Raw genomic sequence first — 17818 nt, 5'->3', positions numbered from 1 at the left:
CCGTTGCCCGGATGGGCGTGAGGGTTCGAGTCCCTCAGCGGCTACCACCCTCCCTGTTCGGTCCCGGCACATCGCCGGGCAGGTCCCCGCGACCGACGCCACGCATCAGCCAGAGCGCGTAAAGCCCGTTCGGCAGCACCAGACCGAGAGACACCGCAATCCGGACAAGCGGATTCGGGTCGGTCAGCCAGTCGGGGCCGTTGCCCTGCCGGGCGAGGGCCGCGTCCAGCCCGAAACTGCCGATGTTCCACAGGAAGTGATAGAGCATCGGCAGCCAGAGCGAGCCGGTCCTGAGGCGCATCGCCAGAAGCACCAGCCCGGTCGAGACCGCCGCCAGGCTTTGTCCCAGCGCCAGCCCGTGGGCGCCCTCGATCCAGCCGTTCCCCAGATGGACCGCGCCGAAGAGCAGGCTGGTGAGCCAGATCGCGGCCCAGGGCCGGAAGCGCCGCCGCAGCGCCGGGAAGAGGAGCCCGCGAAACATCAGCTCTTCGGACAGCGCCACCCAGACCATCGCCGCGGCCAGCGCGATCAGCAGCGAGGCCGGGATGCCGCCGAAGGACCAGATCCCCGCCGCGAAGAGCGGCAGGTAGAGGTAGGGCAGCCAGAACAGCCGCCAGGTGCCGGGCACGGGCAGAGCGAGGGCCGTGTCCGACCAGCGAAAAATCGCAAGCGATGCCAGCAGGATGAGCGTCGCCAGCACCTGCGGCAGCGGCGACAGCAGCGCGCCGCCGGTCAGGCCCGGGAAGGCATTGGCGAGCGTGGCGAAGGTCCAGAGCCCGAGCAACGCCAGCGCACCGGGCAGGCCGAGCGGCCGGCGGGGCCGGGCGGGGCGGCCGCGCCAGGCGGGGCCGCGGGGCTCATCGGAGGGTCCTTGCATCGGGGTTCCTGGCGCGGAGGGGTCGGGTCGGGCGCATCCTGCGGGTGGGCTTGCGTCAGCGCAAGGGCAGGGCCGCGCCTTGCAGCAGGGCCAGCGCCTGTGCGCTCAGCCCGTCGAGGTCGAGCGCGCCCTCTGGCCGATACCAGAAACTGGTCCAGGCCAGCGCCCCATGCAGGAATTGCCGCAGGACGGCGGGGTCCAGCGGCGTTCCGGCCTCGGCCAGAACCCGGTCCCAGAGCGCGAAATAGGCGCTGCGGCCATCCAGCAGCACCGCCTGCCGCTCGGCCGAAAGGGCCCGCCATTCGTGGAACAGGACGGCGGTGGCATCGGCGGCCGGGCCGTGCAGATAGGTCAGCTCGACGGCGATCAGGGCCCGCAGCCGGGCCTCGGTGTCAGGCGCGCGGGCCAGCTCGGCGGACAGATCGGCCAGCATCGCGGTAATCACCCGTTCCATGACGGCGAAGAGGATCTCCTCCTTCGAACGGACATGGTGGAAGAGCGAGCCGGAGAGGATCCCGACCTCGGCCCCGATCTCGCGCACCGTGGTCGCGGCATAGCCCCGCTGGCGGAACAGCCGGGCGGCGGCGGCGAGGAGCCGGTCGCGGGGTTTGTCGGGGTCGAAGAGCGGCGCCTGCATGGGCAAGGTCTAGCCCGTGACGTGGCGGAAGACAACCAAGCGCTTGCTTGGGGTGTGGCCGGGCGGTTAGGCTGACCGAAACGGGGAGGAGCCGATGCCCGAGAAGGCGATCATCACCTGCGCGCTGACCGGGGTCTTGACCGATCCGCGCAGCCATCCGGTGCCGGTGACGCCCGCCGAACTCGCCGCCAGCGCGCGGGAGGCCTGGGAGGCGGGCGCGGTCTGCATGCATGTGCATTTCCGCCAGCAGGGCGCGGGGCGCGGGCATCTGCCCAGCTGGGACCCGGCGCTGGCGGTCGAGGTGGCGGCCGCCATCCGCGAGGCCTGCTCGGGGGTGATCCTGAACTTCACCACCGGCGTCGTGGGGCGCGACCAGTCGGGGCCGATCGCCTGCCTGCGGGCGGGCAGGCCCGAGATCGCCGCCTGCAACGCGGGCTCGCTCAACTATCTGAAAACCCGGGCGGACGGGGGCTGGGCCTGGCCGCCGATGCTGTTCGACAACCCGGTCGAAAAGGTGGCCGAGATCGTCGCCGTGATGGCGGAGACGGGGACCAAGCCCGAGTTCGAGTGTTTCGATACCGGGATCGTCCGCTCGGTGGGGATGTTCGCCGAGGCCGGGATGGTGGCCGCGCCGCAGGTGAATTTCGTGATGGGCGTGGCCTCGGGCATGCCCGCCGATCCCGATCTGCTGCCCTTGTTGCTGAAATACCGGCCCGAGGACTGTCCCTGGCAGGCGACGGTGATCGGACGGGCCGAGGTCTGGGATCTGCACCGGAAGGCGGCGGAGCTGGGCGGGCATCTGCGGACCGGGCTGGAGGACACGTTCTATCTGCCGCATGGGGCGCGGGCGCGCGGCAATGGCGATCTGGTCGCGGCGTTGGCCGCGGTGGCGCGGGAGGCCGGGCGGTCGGTTGCTTCCGCCGCCGAGGCGCGAATCCTCTGGGGGCTGGCGTGAGGGAGGCGGCGCGCCTCACCCCCATTGAGGGGGTTCGGCGCGCCTCGGGGGGCTGTCTGCCCCCCGCCGGGGCCGTACCGGCCCCGCCCCCCGAGGATATTTGTGGCACAAAGAAGAGGGGGCGCTGGTGGCGGTTCTGAGCGCATCGTGCGAGGCGGGGAGCGCGGCTTTCGCGGCGAATGCGGCGGCGATGGAGGCGGCAGTGGCGCCGGTGCTGGCGGTGCGGGAGGCGGTGGAGGCGGCGGCGGAGGCGGTGCGGGCGCGCTATGCCAGGCGCGGGCAATTGTTGCCGCGCGAGCGTCTGGCCCTGCTGCTGGACCCCGGCGCGCCTTGGCTGGAGCTTTGCGCCTATGCCGGGTGGAAGCGGTACGGAGACAAGGACGGGACCGGGGCGGGGGCCGGGGCCATTGCCGGGATCGGGCGGATCGAGGGGCGGTCCTGCGTCGTGGTGGTCGACAATTTCGCCGTGAAGGGCGGGACGGTGACGCCGGACGGGCTGGCCAAGAAGCTGCGCTTGCAGGAGGTGGCGCGGGAGAACCGGTTGCCCCTGGTGTCGCTCAGCCAATCGGGCGGGGCGAACCTGCAATACGCGCATGAGGTGTTCATTCCGGGCGGGCGCGGTTTCGCCAATCAGGCGCGGCTTTCGGCGCTGGGCATTCCGCAGGTGACGGTGGTGCATGGCTCGGCCACCGCGGGCGGCGCCTATCAGCCGGGGCTGTCGGATTACGTCATCATGGTTCGGGGGCAGGCGACGATGTACCTGGCCGGGCCGCCGCTCTTGAAGGCCGCGACCGGCGAGGTGGCGACTGACGAGGACCTGGGCGGGGCGGCGATGCATACCCAGGTCTCGGGCGTCGGCGATTACCTGGCTGAGGATGACGCGGACGGGATCCGGCTGGCGCGGGCGGTGATCGCCGCCTTGCGCTGGCCTCGGGATGGCGGCGCGGCGGCCGTCGAGGCGCCCTTGTTCCCGGCCACGGACCTGATGGGGCTGGTGCCGGCCGATGCCAAGCAACCCTACGATTGCCGCGAGATCATCGCCCGGCTGGTGGACGGGTCGGACTTCCTCGACTTCAAGCCGGAGTATGACGCGGCGACGCTCTGCGGCCACGCGCGGATCGAGGGGCATGCGATTGGGATCATCGGCAACAATGGCCCGATCACCGCGCAGGGGGCGGCGAAGGCGGGGCAGTTCATCCAGCTCTGCGATCAGGCGGGCATGCCGCTCCTCTTCCTGCACAACACCACCGGGTTTCTGGTGGGGACCGAGCCGGAGCGCGCCGGCATCATCAAGCACGGGTCGAAGATGATCCAGGCGGTGGCCAATGCGCGGGTGCCGAAACTGTCGGTGGTAGTCGGCGGCTCCTATGGGGCGGGGAATTACGCGATGTGCGGGCGGGGGTTCGACCCGCGCTTCCTGTTCGCCTGGCCGAACGCGCGGACCTCGGTCATGGGGCCGGCGCAGGCGGGGCAGGTGATGCGGATCGTGACCGAGGCGGCGATGCAGCGGGCGGGCGCGGTGGACAGCGCCAGGCTCGACGCGCTGGAGCAGGGGACAGCGGCGATGCTGGCCGAGGCGACGACGGCGCTGGCGTCCTCGGCGCGGCTCGAGGATGACGGGATCATCGACCCGCGCCAGACGCGCGACATTCTGGGGCTGGTGTTGGGGCTCATCGCCAGTGAGGGCGCCCGGGTCACGCGAGAGACAACCTTCGGGGTGGCGCGGCTATGAGGGTGCTGGTTGCGAACCGGGGAGAGATCGCGCTCAGGGTGATGCGGACGGCGCGGGCGCTGGGCTACGGCTGTGTCGCGGTGCATGCGCCGGGCGAGGGCGACGCGCTGCATGCGCGGGCGGCGGATCTGGCGGTGGAGGTGCTGTCCTATTTGGACGGGGCAGCGGTGATCGCTGCTGCACGGGCGACAGGCGCCGGGATGGTCCATCCGGGTTATGGGTTCCTGTCTGAGAATGCGGGTTTCGCGAGGGCTTGCGCCGAGGCGGGGTTGATCTTCGTCGGCCCCTCGCCCGAGGCCATCGCGCTGATGGGCGACAAGGGGCGGGCCAAGGACGCGGCCGCGGCGGCGGGGGTGCCGGTGTTGCCCGGCGGCGGGCCGGAGGCGGCGAAAGCCATCGGCGTGCCGCTGATGGTCAAGGCGGCGATGGGCGGCGGCGGCAAGGGGATGCGGCTGGTCACGGATCTGGCCGAGTTGCCCGAGGCGCTGGACCGCGCCGCCTCGGAGGCGCTGAAGAGCTTCGGCGACGGCAGCCTGATCGTCGAGAAGGCGCTCTTGAACCCGCGGCATGTCGAGGTGCAGGTCTTCGGTGACCGGCACGGGAATGTGGTGCATCTGGGCGAGCGGGATTGCTCGATCCAGCGGCGGCACCAGAAGGTGGTGGAGGAAGCGCCCTCGCCCGCCGTGGACGCCGCTTTGCGCGAGCGGATGGGGGCGGCGGCGGTCGCCCTGGCCCGGGCCTGCGGCTATGTCGGCGCGGGGACGGTGGAATTCCTGCTGGAAGACGGCGATTTCTGGTTTCTGGAGATGAACACCCGGTTGCAGGTCGAACATCCGGTGACCGAGGCGGTCACGGGCCTCGATCTGGTAGACTGGCAGTTCCGGGTGGCCCGGGGCGAGGCGCTGCCGCTGCGGCAGGAGGAGATCGCACTCAGCGGCCACGCCATCGAAGTGCGGCTTTATGCCGAGGACCCGGCGAACGGCTACCTGCCGCAGACCGGGGTGGTGCACCACTGGCAGCCGGGCGCGGGGCTGCGGGCGGATCACGCGCTGGTCGCGGGGCAGGCGGTCGGTGCCGGTTTCGATCCGATGCTGGCCAAGCTCATCGCCCAGGGCGAGACACGCGAGGAAGCGCGGCAGGCGCTGGGGGAGGGGCTGGCGCGGACCGCGCTGTTGGGCCTGCGGAGCAACCTGTCCTTCCTACGCGAGGTCGTGGACCATCCGGTCTTTGCCGAGGGGCAGGCGACCACCGCCTTCCTGACCCGCGATTTCACCCCGGCGGCAAGCGAACCGGACCCGGCGCTGCTGGCGCTGGCCGTGCTGGTGCTGGCCGGCGCCCCGGCGAGGCGGTTCGGTTTCACCACGGGGCCGGCGCCACGGCTGACCCGGCGGTTCGATACCGGCAGCGGGGTTGAGGAGGTCTCGCTGACCCTTGACGGGTCCAGCGCGATCCTGCCGGACGGGCGCCGCATCACGCTGGATTCGCGGGATAAAACCCATGTCCGCGCCCGCATCGACGGCATCGCCCGCGACCTGCCCTTTGCGCAGGAGGGGGCGGTGCTGTGCATCGGCGACCTGATTCTCACCGACATCACGCTCGCCCCCGCGGCGGTGCGGGACGAGGGCGGCGACGGGCGGGTTCTGGCGCCGATGGCCGGCAGCGTCGTGCAGGTGCTGGTCGCCGAGGGCGCGCGGGTCGAGAAGGGCCAGACCCTCGCCGTGCTGGAGGCGATGAAGATGGAACACCCGCTGCGCGCGCCCATCGCCGGGCGCGTCACGGCGCTGACCCTGACCCCGGGCGCACAGGTTCGCGCCCGCCAAATCCTGATCGAGATCACCCCGGAGGATTCATGATCGAACTCTGGCATTGCAAGGATTCCCGCTCGCTCCGCGCGCTCTGGACGCTCGAGGAGCTGGGGCTGGACTATCGGCTGCACCTGCTGAAATTCCCGCCCCGCGTCACCGACCCGGGCTATACCGCCATCAACCCGCTGGGCACCGTGCCCTATCTGACCGATGGCGACACGCGGATGACCGAATCCTCCGCCATCGCTCATTACCTCGCCCGTCGCTATGGCGAGGGGGGGCTGGCCGTCGCGCCCGAGGATCCGGCCTATGGCGACTGGCTGAACTGGCTCTATCACTCCGACGCGACGCTGACCTTTCCGCAGACGCTGCTTCTGCGCTACGGCCGGTTCGAGCCGAAGGAGCGCCGCCAGCCGCAGGTGGTCGAGGATTACACGCAATGGTTCTTCTCGCGGCTGAAACTGGTGAACGCCCGGCTTGAGAGCCACGACTACCTCGCCGCCGACCGCTTCACCGCCGCCGATATCGCCGTGGGCTACGCGCTCTATCTGGCCGAGACGATCGGACTTGGGGCTTCGTTGAAACCGCAGACCCGCGCGTATCTCGACCGCCTGACCGCGCGCCCCGCCTTCCAGCGGGCGAACGGGCAGGGCGGTCCCCTGCTGGGATGATGCCGATGCAATTCGACCTGACCGACGACCAGCGCGGCCTTTATGACGCCGCCTTCCGCTATGCCGAGGCCGAGCTGCACCCGCTGTTCGCCCGGATGGATGACGAGGATTGGTTTCCCCCCGATCTGATCGCCCGGCTGGGTGCGGACGGCTATTGCGGGCTGACCGCGCCGCCGGATCTGGGCGGGGCGGGGATGGATCTGGTCTCGGCCGGGCTGGTCGGCGAGGCCTTCGGCTATTGGAACACGAATGCCGCCTTCGTCTGGGGCCCGCACGAGAACCTGTGCCTCAACAACATTCTCAGGAACGGCACGCCCGAGCAGATCGCACGCTTCGCCCCCGACCTGATCGCCGGCCGCAAGATCGGCGCGCTGGGCCTGACCGAGCCCGGCGCGGGATCCGACGCGCTGGGGTCGATGGCCCTGCGGGCGGTGCGGGATGGCGGGGATTACGTGCTGACCGGCCGCAAGATGTTCATCTCGAACGGGCCGGTGGCGGATCTGGTGCTGACCTACGCCAAGACCGCGCCGGACCTCGGCCCCAAGGGCATCTCGGCCTTCGTGGTCGAGACGGGGACGCCCGGTTTCTCGGTCGCTCAGACGCTCACCAAGATGGGCTGGCGCGGCTGCCCCACGGGCGAGCTGGTCTTCGAGGGTGTGCGGGTGCCCGCGGCGAACCTGCTGGGGGCCGAGAACCAGGGCGTCGGCATCGTCATGTCGGGCCTCGACATCGAGCGCGCCTTCCTCGGCACGCCCTATCTGGGGGCGGCACAGCGCTGTCTGGACCTGTCCTTGGACTATGCCGCGACCCGCAAGCAGTTCGGCCGGCCGATCGGCAGCTTCCAGATGATCCAGTCGCATCTGGCCGAGATGTCGACCGCACTGGAGGCGGCGCGGGTCTATACCTATCAGGCGCTTGCTGCCTGCGATGCCCTGCGCCGGGGCGAGGGCGGCCGCGGCCGGGTGCATCAGCTCTGCGCCGGCGCCGTGCTGAACGGGGCGGCGATGATCGCCAAGGTGACGGATCTGGCGGTGCAGATTCATGGCGGGTCGGGCTTCGTCTGGGAGACGGAGGTGAACCGCCATTACCGCAACGCCCGGATCGCCTCGCTGGGCGGCGGGACGACCGAGGTGCGCAAGCTCATCGTCGCCGAGGAACTCTTCCGCGCCCGGGGCCTGAGGCTGGGCTGAGGGCAGGGGAGCGCCAGGCCGCGCGGTCGCTCGACGCCGGTGCGAAGCGGCGGGAGGCGCGCTCCCGCCCGCCCAGCCCGCGCGCCTCCCGCCGCGGAGAGCTTGGCACTGGTTGAGAGACCCGGGGGCCTTCTGCCCCCGGACCCCCGAGGATATTTGAAGAACGAAGATGAGGGGTAGGGCGCCCTCACTGCGCATCTTCGTTCTTCAAATATCCTCGGGGGTGAGGGCCGCCCGGACGAGGCGCCAGTGGCGCGTCGTCAGGCCCGAACGCCCGGAGCGTAAGCGAAGGGCCGGGCCAGCCCCTGGGTCAAGAGGGGGGCAGACGGCCCCCCTTTCTTCGACGCGGCGGCACGCCGCGCCGCTGGTCGCCCGAAGCGCCCGCGGCAGCGGGCAACGAGGGCGAAACCCCTTGCGGTCCGGGCGATTGGCCGAGGCCTCAAGGAAAAGGCGCCCCGGGGGGCGCCTTTTCTGTTTCAGTCGGCCGTCAGCAGCGGCGGTTTGGAACCGGCGATGCGCGGTTTGTCGTTCTCTTCGATTTCGAGCACGATCTTGTTGTCGCGCACGACCACGCGGACCAGCCCGCCCTTGGTCAGGCGGCCGAAGAGCAGTTCCTCGGCCAGAGGCTTCTTGACGTTCTCCTGGATCACCCGGGCCAGCGGCCGGGCGCCCATCTTGTCGTCATAGCCCTTGTCGCCCAGCCAGGCGGCCGCGGCCTCGGACAGCTCGAAGGTCACGTTGCGGTCCATCAGCTGCGCTTCCAGCTGCAACACGAACTTCTCGACCACTTTCATGATCGTGCCCTTGCCGAGCGGCGCGAAGCTGATCACCGCGTCCAAACGGTTGCGGAACTCGGGCGTGAAGGTCCGCTCGATGGCGGCGGTATCCTCGCCCTCGCGCCGGTCGCGGCCGAAGCCGATCGCCGCCTTCGCCTGTTCGGTGGCGCCCGCGTTCGAGGTCATGATCAGGATCACGTTGCGGAAATCCACCTGACGGCCGTTATGGTCGGTCAGTTTGCCGTGGTCCATCACCTGCAGGAGGATGTTGTAGACATCCGGATGCGCCTTCTCGATCTCGTCGAGCAGCAGCACGCAATGCGGATGCTGGTCGACGCCATCGGTCAGGAGGCCCCCCTGGTCGAAGCCGACATAGCCGGGCGGGGCGCCGATCAGCCGCGAGACCGCGTGTTTCTCCATGTATTCCGACATGTCGAACCGCAGCAGTTCCACGCCCAGCGTATTGGCCAGTTGCTTCGCCACCTCGGTCTTGCCGACGCCGGTCGGGCCCGCGAAGAGGTAGTTGCCGATCGGCTTCTCCGGTTCGCGCAGCCCCGCGCGGGCCAGCTTGATGGCCGAGGACAGCGCCTCGATGGCGTTGTCCTGACCGAAGACCACGCGTTTCAGCGTCGTTTCCAGGTCGCGCAGCAGCTCGGTGTCGTTTTTCGACACGTTCTTCGGCGGGATGCGGGCGATCTTCGCCACCACGGCCTCGATCTCCTTCGGCGTGATGGTCTTGCGCCGTTTGGCATGCGGCACCAGGTGCTGGGCCGCGCCCGCCTCGTCGATCACGTCGATGGCCTTGTCGGGCAGCTTGCGGTCGTTGATGTAGCGCGAGCTGAGCTCCACCGCGACCTTGATCGCGTCATTGGTGTAGCGCAGGTCATGGTGCTTCTCGAAATAGGGTTTCAGCCCCATCAGGATCTTCACCGAATCCTCGACCGTCGGCTCGTTCACGTCGATCTTCTGGAACCGGCGGCTGAGCGCACGGTCCTTTTCGAAGTGCTGGCGGAACTCCTTGTAGGTGGTGGAGCCCATGCAGCGCAGCTTGCCGCCCTGCAGCGCGGGTTTCAGCAGGTTCGAGGCATCCATCGCCCCGCCCGAGGTCGCGCCCGCGCCGATCACCGTGTGGATCTCGTCGATGAAGAGGACGGCATCCTCGTGATCCTCGAGTTCCTTGACCACGGCTTTCAGCCGCTCTTCGAAATCGCCGCGATACCGCGTGCCGGCCAGGAGCGCGCCCATGTCGAGCGAGTAGATGGTCGAGCCCGCCAGGATATCCGGAGTCTCGCCATCGACGATCTTCTTGGCGAGGCCCTCGGCAATCGCGGTCTTGCCGACGCCGGGGTCACCCACCAGGAGCGGGTTGTTCTTGCGCCGGCGGCACAGGACCTGGATCGCGCGTTCGACTTCCGAATGGCGGCCGATCAGCGGGTCCACGTCGCCCTTGCGGGCCTTCTGGTTCAGGTCGACGCAATACTTGGCCAGCGCCGAATCCTTGGGATCGACCTTGGGCGCCGAGGTCTGCTCGGACTGTCCTTCCTCGGCCCCGGTGACCGGGCGGGCCTCGGAGAAGCCGGGGTTCTTGGCCACGCCATGGGCGATGAAATTGACCGCGTCGTAGCGGGTCATGTCCTGTTCTTGCAGGAAATAGGCCGCGTTCGATTCGCGTTCGGCAAAGATCGCCACCAGCACATTGGCGCCCGTGACCTCGTTCCGGCCCGAGCTTTGCACATGAATGGCAGCGCGCTGGATGACGCGCTGGAAGGCGGCGGTGGGGACCGCTTCGGAGCCTTCGACATTGGTGATGAGGGTGGACAGGTCATCGTCGATGAATTCGTCGAGCGTCTTGCGAAGCTCGTCGAGATCGACGTTGCAGGCCTGCATGACGCGCGCGGCGTCGGGTTCGTCGAGAAGCGCGAGCAAGAGGTGCTCGAGCGTGGCAAGCTCGTGCCGGCGGGTGTTGGCCAGAGCCAGCGCGCCGTGGATCGCCTGTTCAAGGGTCGCAGAAAACGAGGGCACGTCCTTGCTCCTTCATATTATGCGGCCGGGGCCGCTTTGTGCGGGTCCGCGACCGTGGGAGGGCGGGGACCCGGGCCACCACAGGGTGGGTCCATGTGATTAAACTTTGGTTTTCCCCGCGGCGCTTCAAGTGTTTTCTGCACGAGAAATGCGTCACGATTCAGTTTGCCGCCTTTTCGGGCGGCACCCCGGGCCCGAAAACCCTTGCGGGAGGGGGCTGAGGGGTGCCCGCACAATCAGGCGTTGTCCTTTTGGCGACGGATCGCCGTGAAGACGCTGAGGGGGTCGGCGCCCGCAAGCCCGGCGGCGGCCGCCACCTCGGGCAGGTGGCAGCGCAGATATGGGTTCAGGAGGCGCTCACTTTCAAGGGTGGTGCCGGTGGTGGGCAGCCCTTCCTCGGCCAGACGCGGCAAGGCGGCCTGCCGGACCGCCAGCGCCGAGGCATCGGGCGCATAGCGGGCGGCGAAGGCGAGGTTGGCGCGGGCGTAATCATGGCCCGACAGCACCCGGGTATCGGCGGGCAGGGCGTTGAAGCGGGCGATGGTGGTGAACATCTGCTCGGCCGTGCCCTCGAAAAGTCGCCCGCAGCCGTGGGTCATCAGGCTGTCGGCCGAGAACAGCGCTTTCAACGCCGCGTAATGGAAGGCGACATGGCCCAGCGTGTGGCCGGGGGCGTCCAGCACCTCGGCCCCGCCCGGCAGGGTGTCGCCGGGCGCGAAGGCGTGGTCCAGCGGCGGCAGGCGGTGGGCATCGGCTTTCGCGCCCCAGACGGTAGCGCCGGTGGCGGCGACAATTTCGGGCACGGCGTCGATGTGGTCGTTGTGGTGATGGGTGATGTAGATCCGCGCCAGCCGCCAGCCGCGTTCGGCAAGCCGGGCGAGGATCGGGGCGGCCTCGGGCGCGTCGATCAGGGTCGTGTCGCCGGTCGCCGCGTCATGGACGAGGTAGGCGTAATTGTCCTGAAGACAGCGGATGATCTCGATGGTCATGGGAAACTCCTGCGGCGACCTGCGGCAATCGCAGGCTTTGCAAAGCGATTGCGATGGGGCAGGGTGCAGTCTGTCTCAGCCGGCCCCGGGGTTCAATGCATCTCGACGTGCAAGTCTTGCGCGACTTCTATTACCGCAGCCAGCTGGGGCGTGCGGCGCAGAAGGGCGTGCGCGACCGGGTGGTCGAGCGTTGGGGCGACACGCGGGGCCTGACGCTGGCGGGCTATGGTTTCGCGGTGCCGCTGCTCAGGCCGTTTCTGGGCACGGCCGAGCGGGTCATCGGGCTGATGCCGGGCCCGCAGGGCGTGATGCACTGGCCCGCGGACGGCGCCAATCACTCGGTCCTCTGTGACGAGGCCCGCTGGCCCTTGGCCAATGACAGCGTCGACCGGCTGGTGGTGATGCATGGGCTCGAGACCTCGGATCATCCGCTGGCGCTGCTCGATGAGATGCATCGCGTCCTCTCGCCCCAGGGCCGGGCGCTGGTGGTGGTGCCCAGCCGCGGCGGGCTCTGGGCGCGGTCGGATGCCACGCCCTTCGGCTTCGGCCGTCCCTATTCGCGCGGTCAGATGGAGCGGCTGATGGCCGAGGCGGGCTTCGTCTGCGCCGCCCATACCACGGCGCTGTTCTTCCCGCCCTCGTCGCGGCGCTTCTGGCTGCGCTCGGCCCGGACCTTGGAGAAGGCCGGGCGCAACTGGGGGCCGGACCGGCTGGGCGGGGTGCTGATCGTCGAGGCGATGCGCCGTGACACGGCCACGCCCCGCGGGCTGCGGGTGGCCGAGCGCATGCCGCTTCGGGTACTCGAAGGGATCCCGGTCAGCGGCGCGCAACCGGCCTGGCGCGAGGCACCGACACCGAGCGGAGAGACAAGACCGATTCCAGCGACGAATCTATAGATTCGCGCGCGCGAACGGGCGGTCCCGCACCGCCTCTTTCTGCGCCGCGGCAACGCGATCGGCCGGCAAAGCGCCGCGCCTGCGACATTCTGTCCGGTACAGGCCCGGCTAAGCGCTAACAAGGGGGTTGTTCACACCTCGTTGATGGTTGCGGGGAGGGGTTTGCTCTGCTACACCCGCGCCGATTTCGGGTGCCGCGCAATCCTCACGAGCACCCAGACCAGCCCGGGCCTTGCGCGAGGTCCAAGGGGCGCACAAACTCGAAAGGGTGGACGTGTCCGAACCTGCTTCGATCTCCACAGGCATCGCCGCGCGCTATGCCACCGCCATCTTCGAACTGGCGAAAGAGGGCTCGGCCCTGACCGCGCTGGAAGCCGATCTCGACACGCTGGAAACCGCATTGAACGACAGCGCCGACCTTCGGGCCGCGCTCAGCTCACCGGTTTACAGCCGTGAGGACCTGGGCAAGGCGATCACCGCCCTGTCCGACAAGCTCGGCGTGTCGGCGACGACCAAGGGCGCGCTGGGCATGATGGCCCAGAACCGCCGCCTGTTCGCGCTGCCTCAGCTCATCGCCGAGCTGCGTCGCAAGATCGCCGACGAGAAGGGCGAGATTACCGCCGAGGTCACCTCGGCCACGGTGCTGACCAAGGCACAAGCCGACCAGCTCGCCGCCACCTTGAAGGCGAATGTCGGCAAGACCGTGAAACTGAATGTCGCCGTCGATGAGAACCTCATCGGTGGCCTGATTGTCAAAGTGGGCTCGAAGATGATCGACACCTCGATCAGGTCAAAGCTCGCGGCCCTCCAGCACAGCATGAAAGAGGTCGGATAATGGGTATCCAAGCAGCTGAGATCTCTGCGATCCTCAAGGAGCAGATCAAGAACTTCGGCCAGCAGGTCGAAGTGGCCGAAGTCGGTCGCGTCCTCTCGGTGGGTGACGGTATCGCCCGTGTCCACGGCCTCGACAACGTCCAGGCCGGCGAGATGGTGGAATTCCCCGGCGGCATCCGCGGCATGGCGCTGAACCTCGAAAGCGACAACGTCGGTATCGTTATCTTCGGTGACGACCGCTCGATCAAGGAAGGCGACACCGTCAAGCGCACGCAGTCCATCGTGGACGTGCCCGCCGGTGAGGGCCTGCTGGGTCGCGTGGTCGACGGTCTGGGCAACCCGATCGACGGCAAGGGCCCGATCGCCTTTACCGAGCGCCGCATCGCCGACGTCAAAGCCCCGGGCATCATCCCGCGGAAATCAGTGCACGAGCCGATGGCCACCGGCCTGAAATCGGTCGACGCCATGATCCCGATCGGTCGCGGCCAGCGTGAGCTGATCATCGGCGACCGTCAGACCGGCAAGACCGCCGTCGCCCTCGACGCGATCCTGAACCAGAAGTCGTACAACGACGCCGCCGGTTCGGACGAGTCGAAGAAGCTCTACTGCGTCTATGTCGCCATCGGCCAGAAGCGCTCGACCGTTGCCCAGCTGGTCAAGAAGCTGGAAGAGAACGGCGCGCTGGAATATTCGATCGTCGTCGCCGCGACGGCCTCGGACCCCGCGCCGATGCAGTTCCTCGCGCCCTATGCCGCGACCGCGATGGCGGAATACTTCCGCGACAACGGCCGCCACGCGCTGATCGTTTACGATGACCTCTCGAAACAGGCCGTCGCCTACCGCCAGATGTCGCTGCTGCTGCGCCGTCCGCCGGGCCGCGAAGCCTATCCGGGCGACGTCTTCTACCTGCACTCGCGCCTGCTGGAGCGTTCGGCGAAGCTGAACTCTGACTTCGGCTCGGGCTCGCTGACGGCGCTGCCGATCATCGAAACCCAGGGCGGCGACGTGTCGGCCTTCATCCCGACCAACGTGATCTCGATCACCGACGGCCAGATCTTCCTGGAAACCGAACTGTTCTACCAGGGTATCCGCCCGGCCGTGAACACCGGTCTGTCGGTGTCGCGCGTGGGTTCGTCGGCTCAGACCAACGCCATGAAATCGGTCGCGGGTCCGGTGAAACTGGAACTCGCCCAGTACCGCGAAATGGCCGCCTTCGCGCAGTTCGGCTCGGACCTCGACGCCGCGACGCAGAAGCTGCTGAACCGCGGTGCGCGCCTGACCGAGCTGATGAAGCAGCCGCAATACGCGCCGCTCACCAACGCCGAGATCGTCTGCGTCATCTACGCGGGCACCAACGGCTATCTCGACGCGCTGCCGGTCTCGGCCGTGAGCCGCTTCGAGAAGGGCCTGCTGGCCCATCTGCGCAACAACCGCGCCGATGTGCTGGAGTTCATCACCAAGGAAGACCCCAAGGTGAAGGGCGAGGCCGAAGCCAAGATCAAAGCCGCCATCGACGAATTCGCCAAAGATTTCGCCTGAGCGCGGAGGAGAGGATCGCTAGATGCCTAGCCTCAAGGACCTGAAAAACCGGATCACGAGTGTCAAGAACACTCGCAAGATCACCAAGGCCATGCAGATGGTCGCGGCGGCCAAGCTCCGCCGTGCCCAGGAAGCGGCCGAGGCCGCGCGGCCCTATGCCGCGCGGATGGAAGCGGTGGTCAACGGTCTCGCGGCGTCGGTCGCGGGGTCGGACAGCGCGCCCCGCCTTCTGGCGGGAACTGGCGCGGACAAGGTGCATTTGCTGGTCGTCATGACCGGCGAGCGCGGCCTTGCCGGCGGCTTCAACTCGTCGATCGTCAAACTGGCGCGTTCGCATGCCCAGGAACTGTTGGCGGCCGGCAAGACGGTGAAGATCCTCACCGTCGGCAAGAAGGGCCGCGAGCAGCTGCGCCGCGACATGAGCGAATACATGGTCGGCCATGTCGACATGGCCGAGATCAAGCGGATCGGCTACGACACCGCGCGTGACATCGCCCGCCTGGTGATGGCCCGCTTCGACGCCGGCGAGTTCGACGTCGCGACCATCTTCTTCAACCGGTTCCAGTCGGTGATCAGCCAGATCCCGACCGCGCAGCAGATCATCCCCGCCCCGGTCGCCGATGTGGCCGATACGGGTGCGGTCTATGATTACGAACCCTCGGAAGAAGCGATCCTCGCCGACCTGCTGCCGCGCTCCATCGCCACGCAGATCTTCACCGCGCTGCTCGAGAACAACGCCTCGTTCAACGGCGCGCAGATGTCGGCCATGGACAACGCGACGCGCAACGCGGGCGACATGATCGACAAGCTGACCATCGAGTTCAACCGCTCGCGTCAGGCTGTCATCACCAACGAACTGATCGAGATCATTTCGGGCGCCGAGGCGCTCTGAGGAACCGGAGAAAACCACAATGGCCACTGAAAAAGCCACCGGCAAGGTCACCCAGGTGATCGGCGCCGTCGTCGACGTGCAGTTCGAAGGAACCCTGCCCGCGATTCTGAACGCCCTGAACACCGAAAACGCCGGCAAGAAGCTGGTGCTGGAAGTTGCCCAGCACCTCGGCGAGAACACCGTGCGCACCATCGCCATGGACGCGACCGAAGGTCTGGTCCGCGGCCAGGCCGTGATCGATACCGGCGCGCCGATCCAGGTGCCCGTGGGCATCGCCACGCTGGGCCGCATCCTGAACGTCGTGGGCGAGCCCGTCGACGAGAAGGGCCCGGTCGAGGCTGACGAATACCGCCCGATCCACGCCCCGGCGCCGAACCTCGACGACCAGGCGACCGAAGCGCAGATCCTCGTCACCGGCATCAAGGTCATCGACCTGCTGGCGCCCTATTCCAAGGGCGGCAAGATCGGCCTGTTCGGCGGCGCCGGTGTGGGCAAGACGGTTCTGATCCAGGAACTGATCAACAACATCGCCAAGGTGCACTCGGGTCTCTCCGTGTTCGCCGGTGTGGGCGAGCGGACCCGTGAAGGGAACGACCTCTACCACGAGATGATCGAATCGGGCGTTCTGACCCCCGACAACCTGCCGGACTCGAAAATCGCTCTGGTCTTCGGCCAGATGAACGAACCGCCGGGCGCCCGTGCCCGCGTGGCGCTGACCGGCCTGACGCTGGCCGAGCAGTTCCGCGACGCCACCGGGACCGACGTGCTGTTCTTCGTGGACAACATCTTCCGCTTCACCCAGGCGGGTTCGGAAATGTCGGCGCTTCTGGGCCGTATTCCCTCGGCCGTGGGCTACCAGCCGACGCTGGCCACCGACATGGGCGCGATGCAGGAACGCATCACCTCGACCAAGAACGGCTCGATCACCTCGATCCAGGCCGTCTACGTTCCGGCCGATGACCTTACCGACCCGGCGCCTGCCACGACCTTCGCCCACCTCGACGCGACGACCGTGCTCAACCGTGCGATCTCGGAACTCGGCATCTATCCGGCCGTGGACCCGCTCGACTCGACCTCGCGTCTCATGGACCCGCAGATCATCGGCGAAGAGCATTACCAGGTCGCCCGTGACGTGCAGGGGATCCTGCAGCGCTACAAGTCGCTCCAGGACATCATCGCCATCCTCGGGATGGACGAACTGTCGGAAGAGGACAAGCTGACCGTGGCCCGCGCCCGGAAGATCCAGCGCTTCCTGTCGCAGCCCTTCGACGTGGCGAAAGTCTTCACCGGGTCGGACGGCGTCCAGGTGCCGCTCGAGAAAACCATCGCCTCGTTCAAGGCCGTGGTTGCCGGCGAATACGACCACCTGCCCGAAGCCGCCTTCTACATGGTCGGCGACATCGAGGAAGCGGTCGCCAAAGCGCAGCGCCTCGCCGCCGCCGCTTGATCTGACGCAGAGGAGGGCCAAACATGGCCGATACGATGCAATTCGACCTGGTCTCGCCCGAGCGGAAACTGCTGTCCGCGCAGGCGAGCGAGGTCCAGATCCCCGGCGCGGACGGTGAGCTGACGGCGATGCCCGGGCATTCGCCGCTGATCACCACGCTGCGGCCCGGGATCCTGAAGGTGACGGCGAACGGTCAGACGACCGAATTCGCCGTGACCGGCGGCTTCGCCGAGATCACGCCCGAAGGGGTGTCGGTCCTGGCCGAACGCTCGCTGCCCAAGGGGGAGGTTACGCAGGCGATCTACACCGACTGGGTGACCGAGGCCCACAAGGCCCACAAGGACGCGCATCACACCGTCGTCGACGACGCAGCCAAGCTGCTCGCCGACATGGTGGCGATGGGCACGCATATCGGGCTCGACCCGAATGTGGCGAACTTCTGAGGCCAGGCGTCCTGGCAATGCTGAAAAGCCCCGCTCCGGCGGGGCTTTCGTTTTGCGGCGGGGGAGGGGTTTCGCCCTCGTTGCCCGCTGTCGCGGGCGCCTCGGGCGACCAG

The 17818-nt window shown here is 68.3% G+C and carries 15 protein-coding genes; 11 read left to right on the top strand and 4 right to left on the bottom strand.

Annotation, left to right across the window (positions count from 1 at the left end; translation table 11 throughout):
- Nucleotides 1–34 precede the first annotated feature (34 nt).
- Complete coding sequence (locus VDQ18_RS16470; protein WP_323022004.1) at nt 35–877, bottom strand: CPBP family intramembrane glutamic endopeptidase; 843 nt, start codon at nt 875–877, stop codon at nt 35–37.
- 55 nt (nt 878–932) lie between these two features.
- Nucleotides 933–1514: a TetR/AcrR family transcriptional regulator gene (locus tag VDQ18_RS16465; RefSeq protein WP_323022003.1), complete on the bottom strand. Its 582-nt coding sequence runs from the start codon at nt 1512–1514 to the stop codon at nt 933–935.
- Between the two features lie 94 nt (nt 1515–1608).
- On the opposite strand from VDQ18_RS16465, the gene VDQ18_RS16460 reads away from it, so the two are divergent.
- The 5 genes from VDQ18_RS16460 (at nt 1609) to VDQ18_RS16440 (ending at nt 7867) form a co-directional block, all read left to right on the top strand.
- Nucleotides 1609–2469, top strand: coding sequence for a 3-keto-5-aminohexanoate cleavage protein (locus VDQ18_RS16460; protein ID WP_323022002.1), 861 nt, complete (start codon nt 1609–1611; stop codon nt 2467–2469).
- Between the two features lie 190 nt (nt 2470–2659).
- Entirely contained in the window at nt 2660–4201 is a 1542-nt protein-coding gene (locus VDQ18_RS16455) for an acyl-CoA carboxylase subunit beta (protein WP_323022006.1), read from the top strand.
- A complete protein-coding gene (locus tag VDQ18_RS16450; protein ID WP_323022001.1) occupies nt 4198–6054 on the top strand; it encodes an acetyl/propionyl/methylcrotonyl-CoA carboxylase subunit alpha in 1857 nt (618 codons plus the stop codon). Before VDQ18_RS16455 ends, VDQ18_RS16450 begins: the two co-directional genes overlap by 4 nt.
- Nucleotides 6051–6677, top strand: coding sequence for a glutathione S-transferase family protein (locus VDQ18_RS16445; protein ID WP_323022000.1), 627 nt, complete (start codon nt 6051–6053; stop codon nt 6675–6677). Before VDQ18_RS16450 ends, VDQ18_RS16445 begins: the two co-directional genes overlap by 4 nt.
- Nucleotides 6678–6682: 5 nt before the next feature.
- Nucleotides 6683–7867 carry an acyl-CoA dehydrogenase family protein gene (locus VDQ18_RS16440; protein ID WP_323021999.1) on the top strand — a complete coding sequence of 395 codons (1185 nt, stop codon included), beginning with the start codon at nt 6683–6685 and terminating at the stop codon, nt 7865–7867.
- Between the two features lie 476 nt (nt 7868–8343).
- Here VDQ18_RS16440 and clpA read toward each other — a convergent pair whose 3' ends face one another.
- Nucleotides 8344–10665 (bottom strand): ATP-dependent Clp protease ATP-binding subunit ClpA, encoded by a 2322-nt coding sequence (gene clpA / locus VDQ18_RS16435; RefSeq protein WP_323021998.1) that lies wholly within the window; start codon nt 10663–10665, stop codon nt 8344–8346.
- Nucleotides 10666–10901: 236 nt separating this feature from the next.
- Nucleotides 10902–11654: a hydroxyacylglutathione hydrolase gene (gene gloB, locus VDQ18_RS16430; protein ID WP_323021997.1), complete on the bottom strand. Its 753-nt coding sequence runs from the start codon at nt 11652–11654 to the stop codon at nt 10902–10904.
- A gap of 95 nt (nt 11655–11749) precedes the next feature.
- On the opposite strand from gloB, the gene VDQ18_RS16425 reads away from it, so the two are divergent.
- The 6 genes from VDQ18_RS16425 to VDQ18_RS16400 all read left to right on the top strand — a co-directional run bounded on the left by VDQ18_RS16425 (nt 11750) and on the right by VDQ18_RS16400 (nt 17705).
- Complete coding sequence (locus VDQ18_RS16425) at nt 11750–12550, top strand: class I SAM-dependent methyltransferase (RefSeq protein WP_323021996.1); 801 nt, start codon at nt 11750–11752, stop codon at nt 12548–12550.
- Between the two features lie 268 nt (nt 12551–12818).
- Nucleotides 12819–13385: a F0F1 ATP synthase subunit delta gene (locus VDQ18_RS16420; RefSeq protein ID WP_323022005.1), complete on the top strand. Its 567-nt coding sequence runs from the start codon at nt 12819–12821 to the stop codon at nt 13383–13385.
- Nucleotides 13385–14923 (top strand): F0F1 ATP synthase subunit alpha, encoded by a 1539-nt coding sequence (gene atpA / locus VDQ18_RS16415; protein WP_107749741.1) that lies wholly within the window; start codon nt 13385–13387, stop codon nt 14921–14923. Before VDQ18_RS16420 ends, atpA begins: the two co-directional genes overlap by 1 nt.
- A 22-nt stretch (nt 14924–14945) precedes the next feature.
- Nucleotides 14946–15815, top strand: a complete 870-nt coding sequence (locus VDQ18_RS16410; protein WP_323021995.1) for a F0F1 ATP synthase subunit gamma — start codon at nt 14946–14948, stop codon at nt 15813–15815.
- A gap of 19 nt (nt 15816–15834) precedes the next feature.
- Complete coding sequence (gene atpD / locus VDQ18_RS16405) at nt 15835–17262, top strand: F0F1 ATP synthase subunit beta (RefSeq protein WP_323021994.1); 1428 nt, start codon at nt 15835–15837, stop codon at nt 17260–17262.
- A 23-nt stretch (nt 17263–17285) separates the two neighbouring features.
- Nucleotides 17286–17705, top strand: a complete 420-nt coding sequence (locus VDQ18_RS16400; RefSeq protein ID WP_323021993.1) for a F0F1 ATP synthase subunit epsilon — start codon at nt 17286–17288, stop codon at nt 17703–17705.
- Nucleotides 17706–17818: the final 113 nt, after the last annotated feature.

This window comes from Pararhodobacter sp. (assembly GCF_034676075.1).
Lineage (GTDB): Bacteria > Pseudomonadota > Alphaproteobacteria > Rhodobacterales > Rhodobacteraceae > Pararhodobacter.
This window is presented reverse-complemented; position numbering and strand designations above follow the sequence as displayed.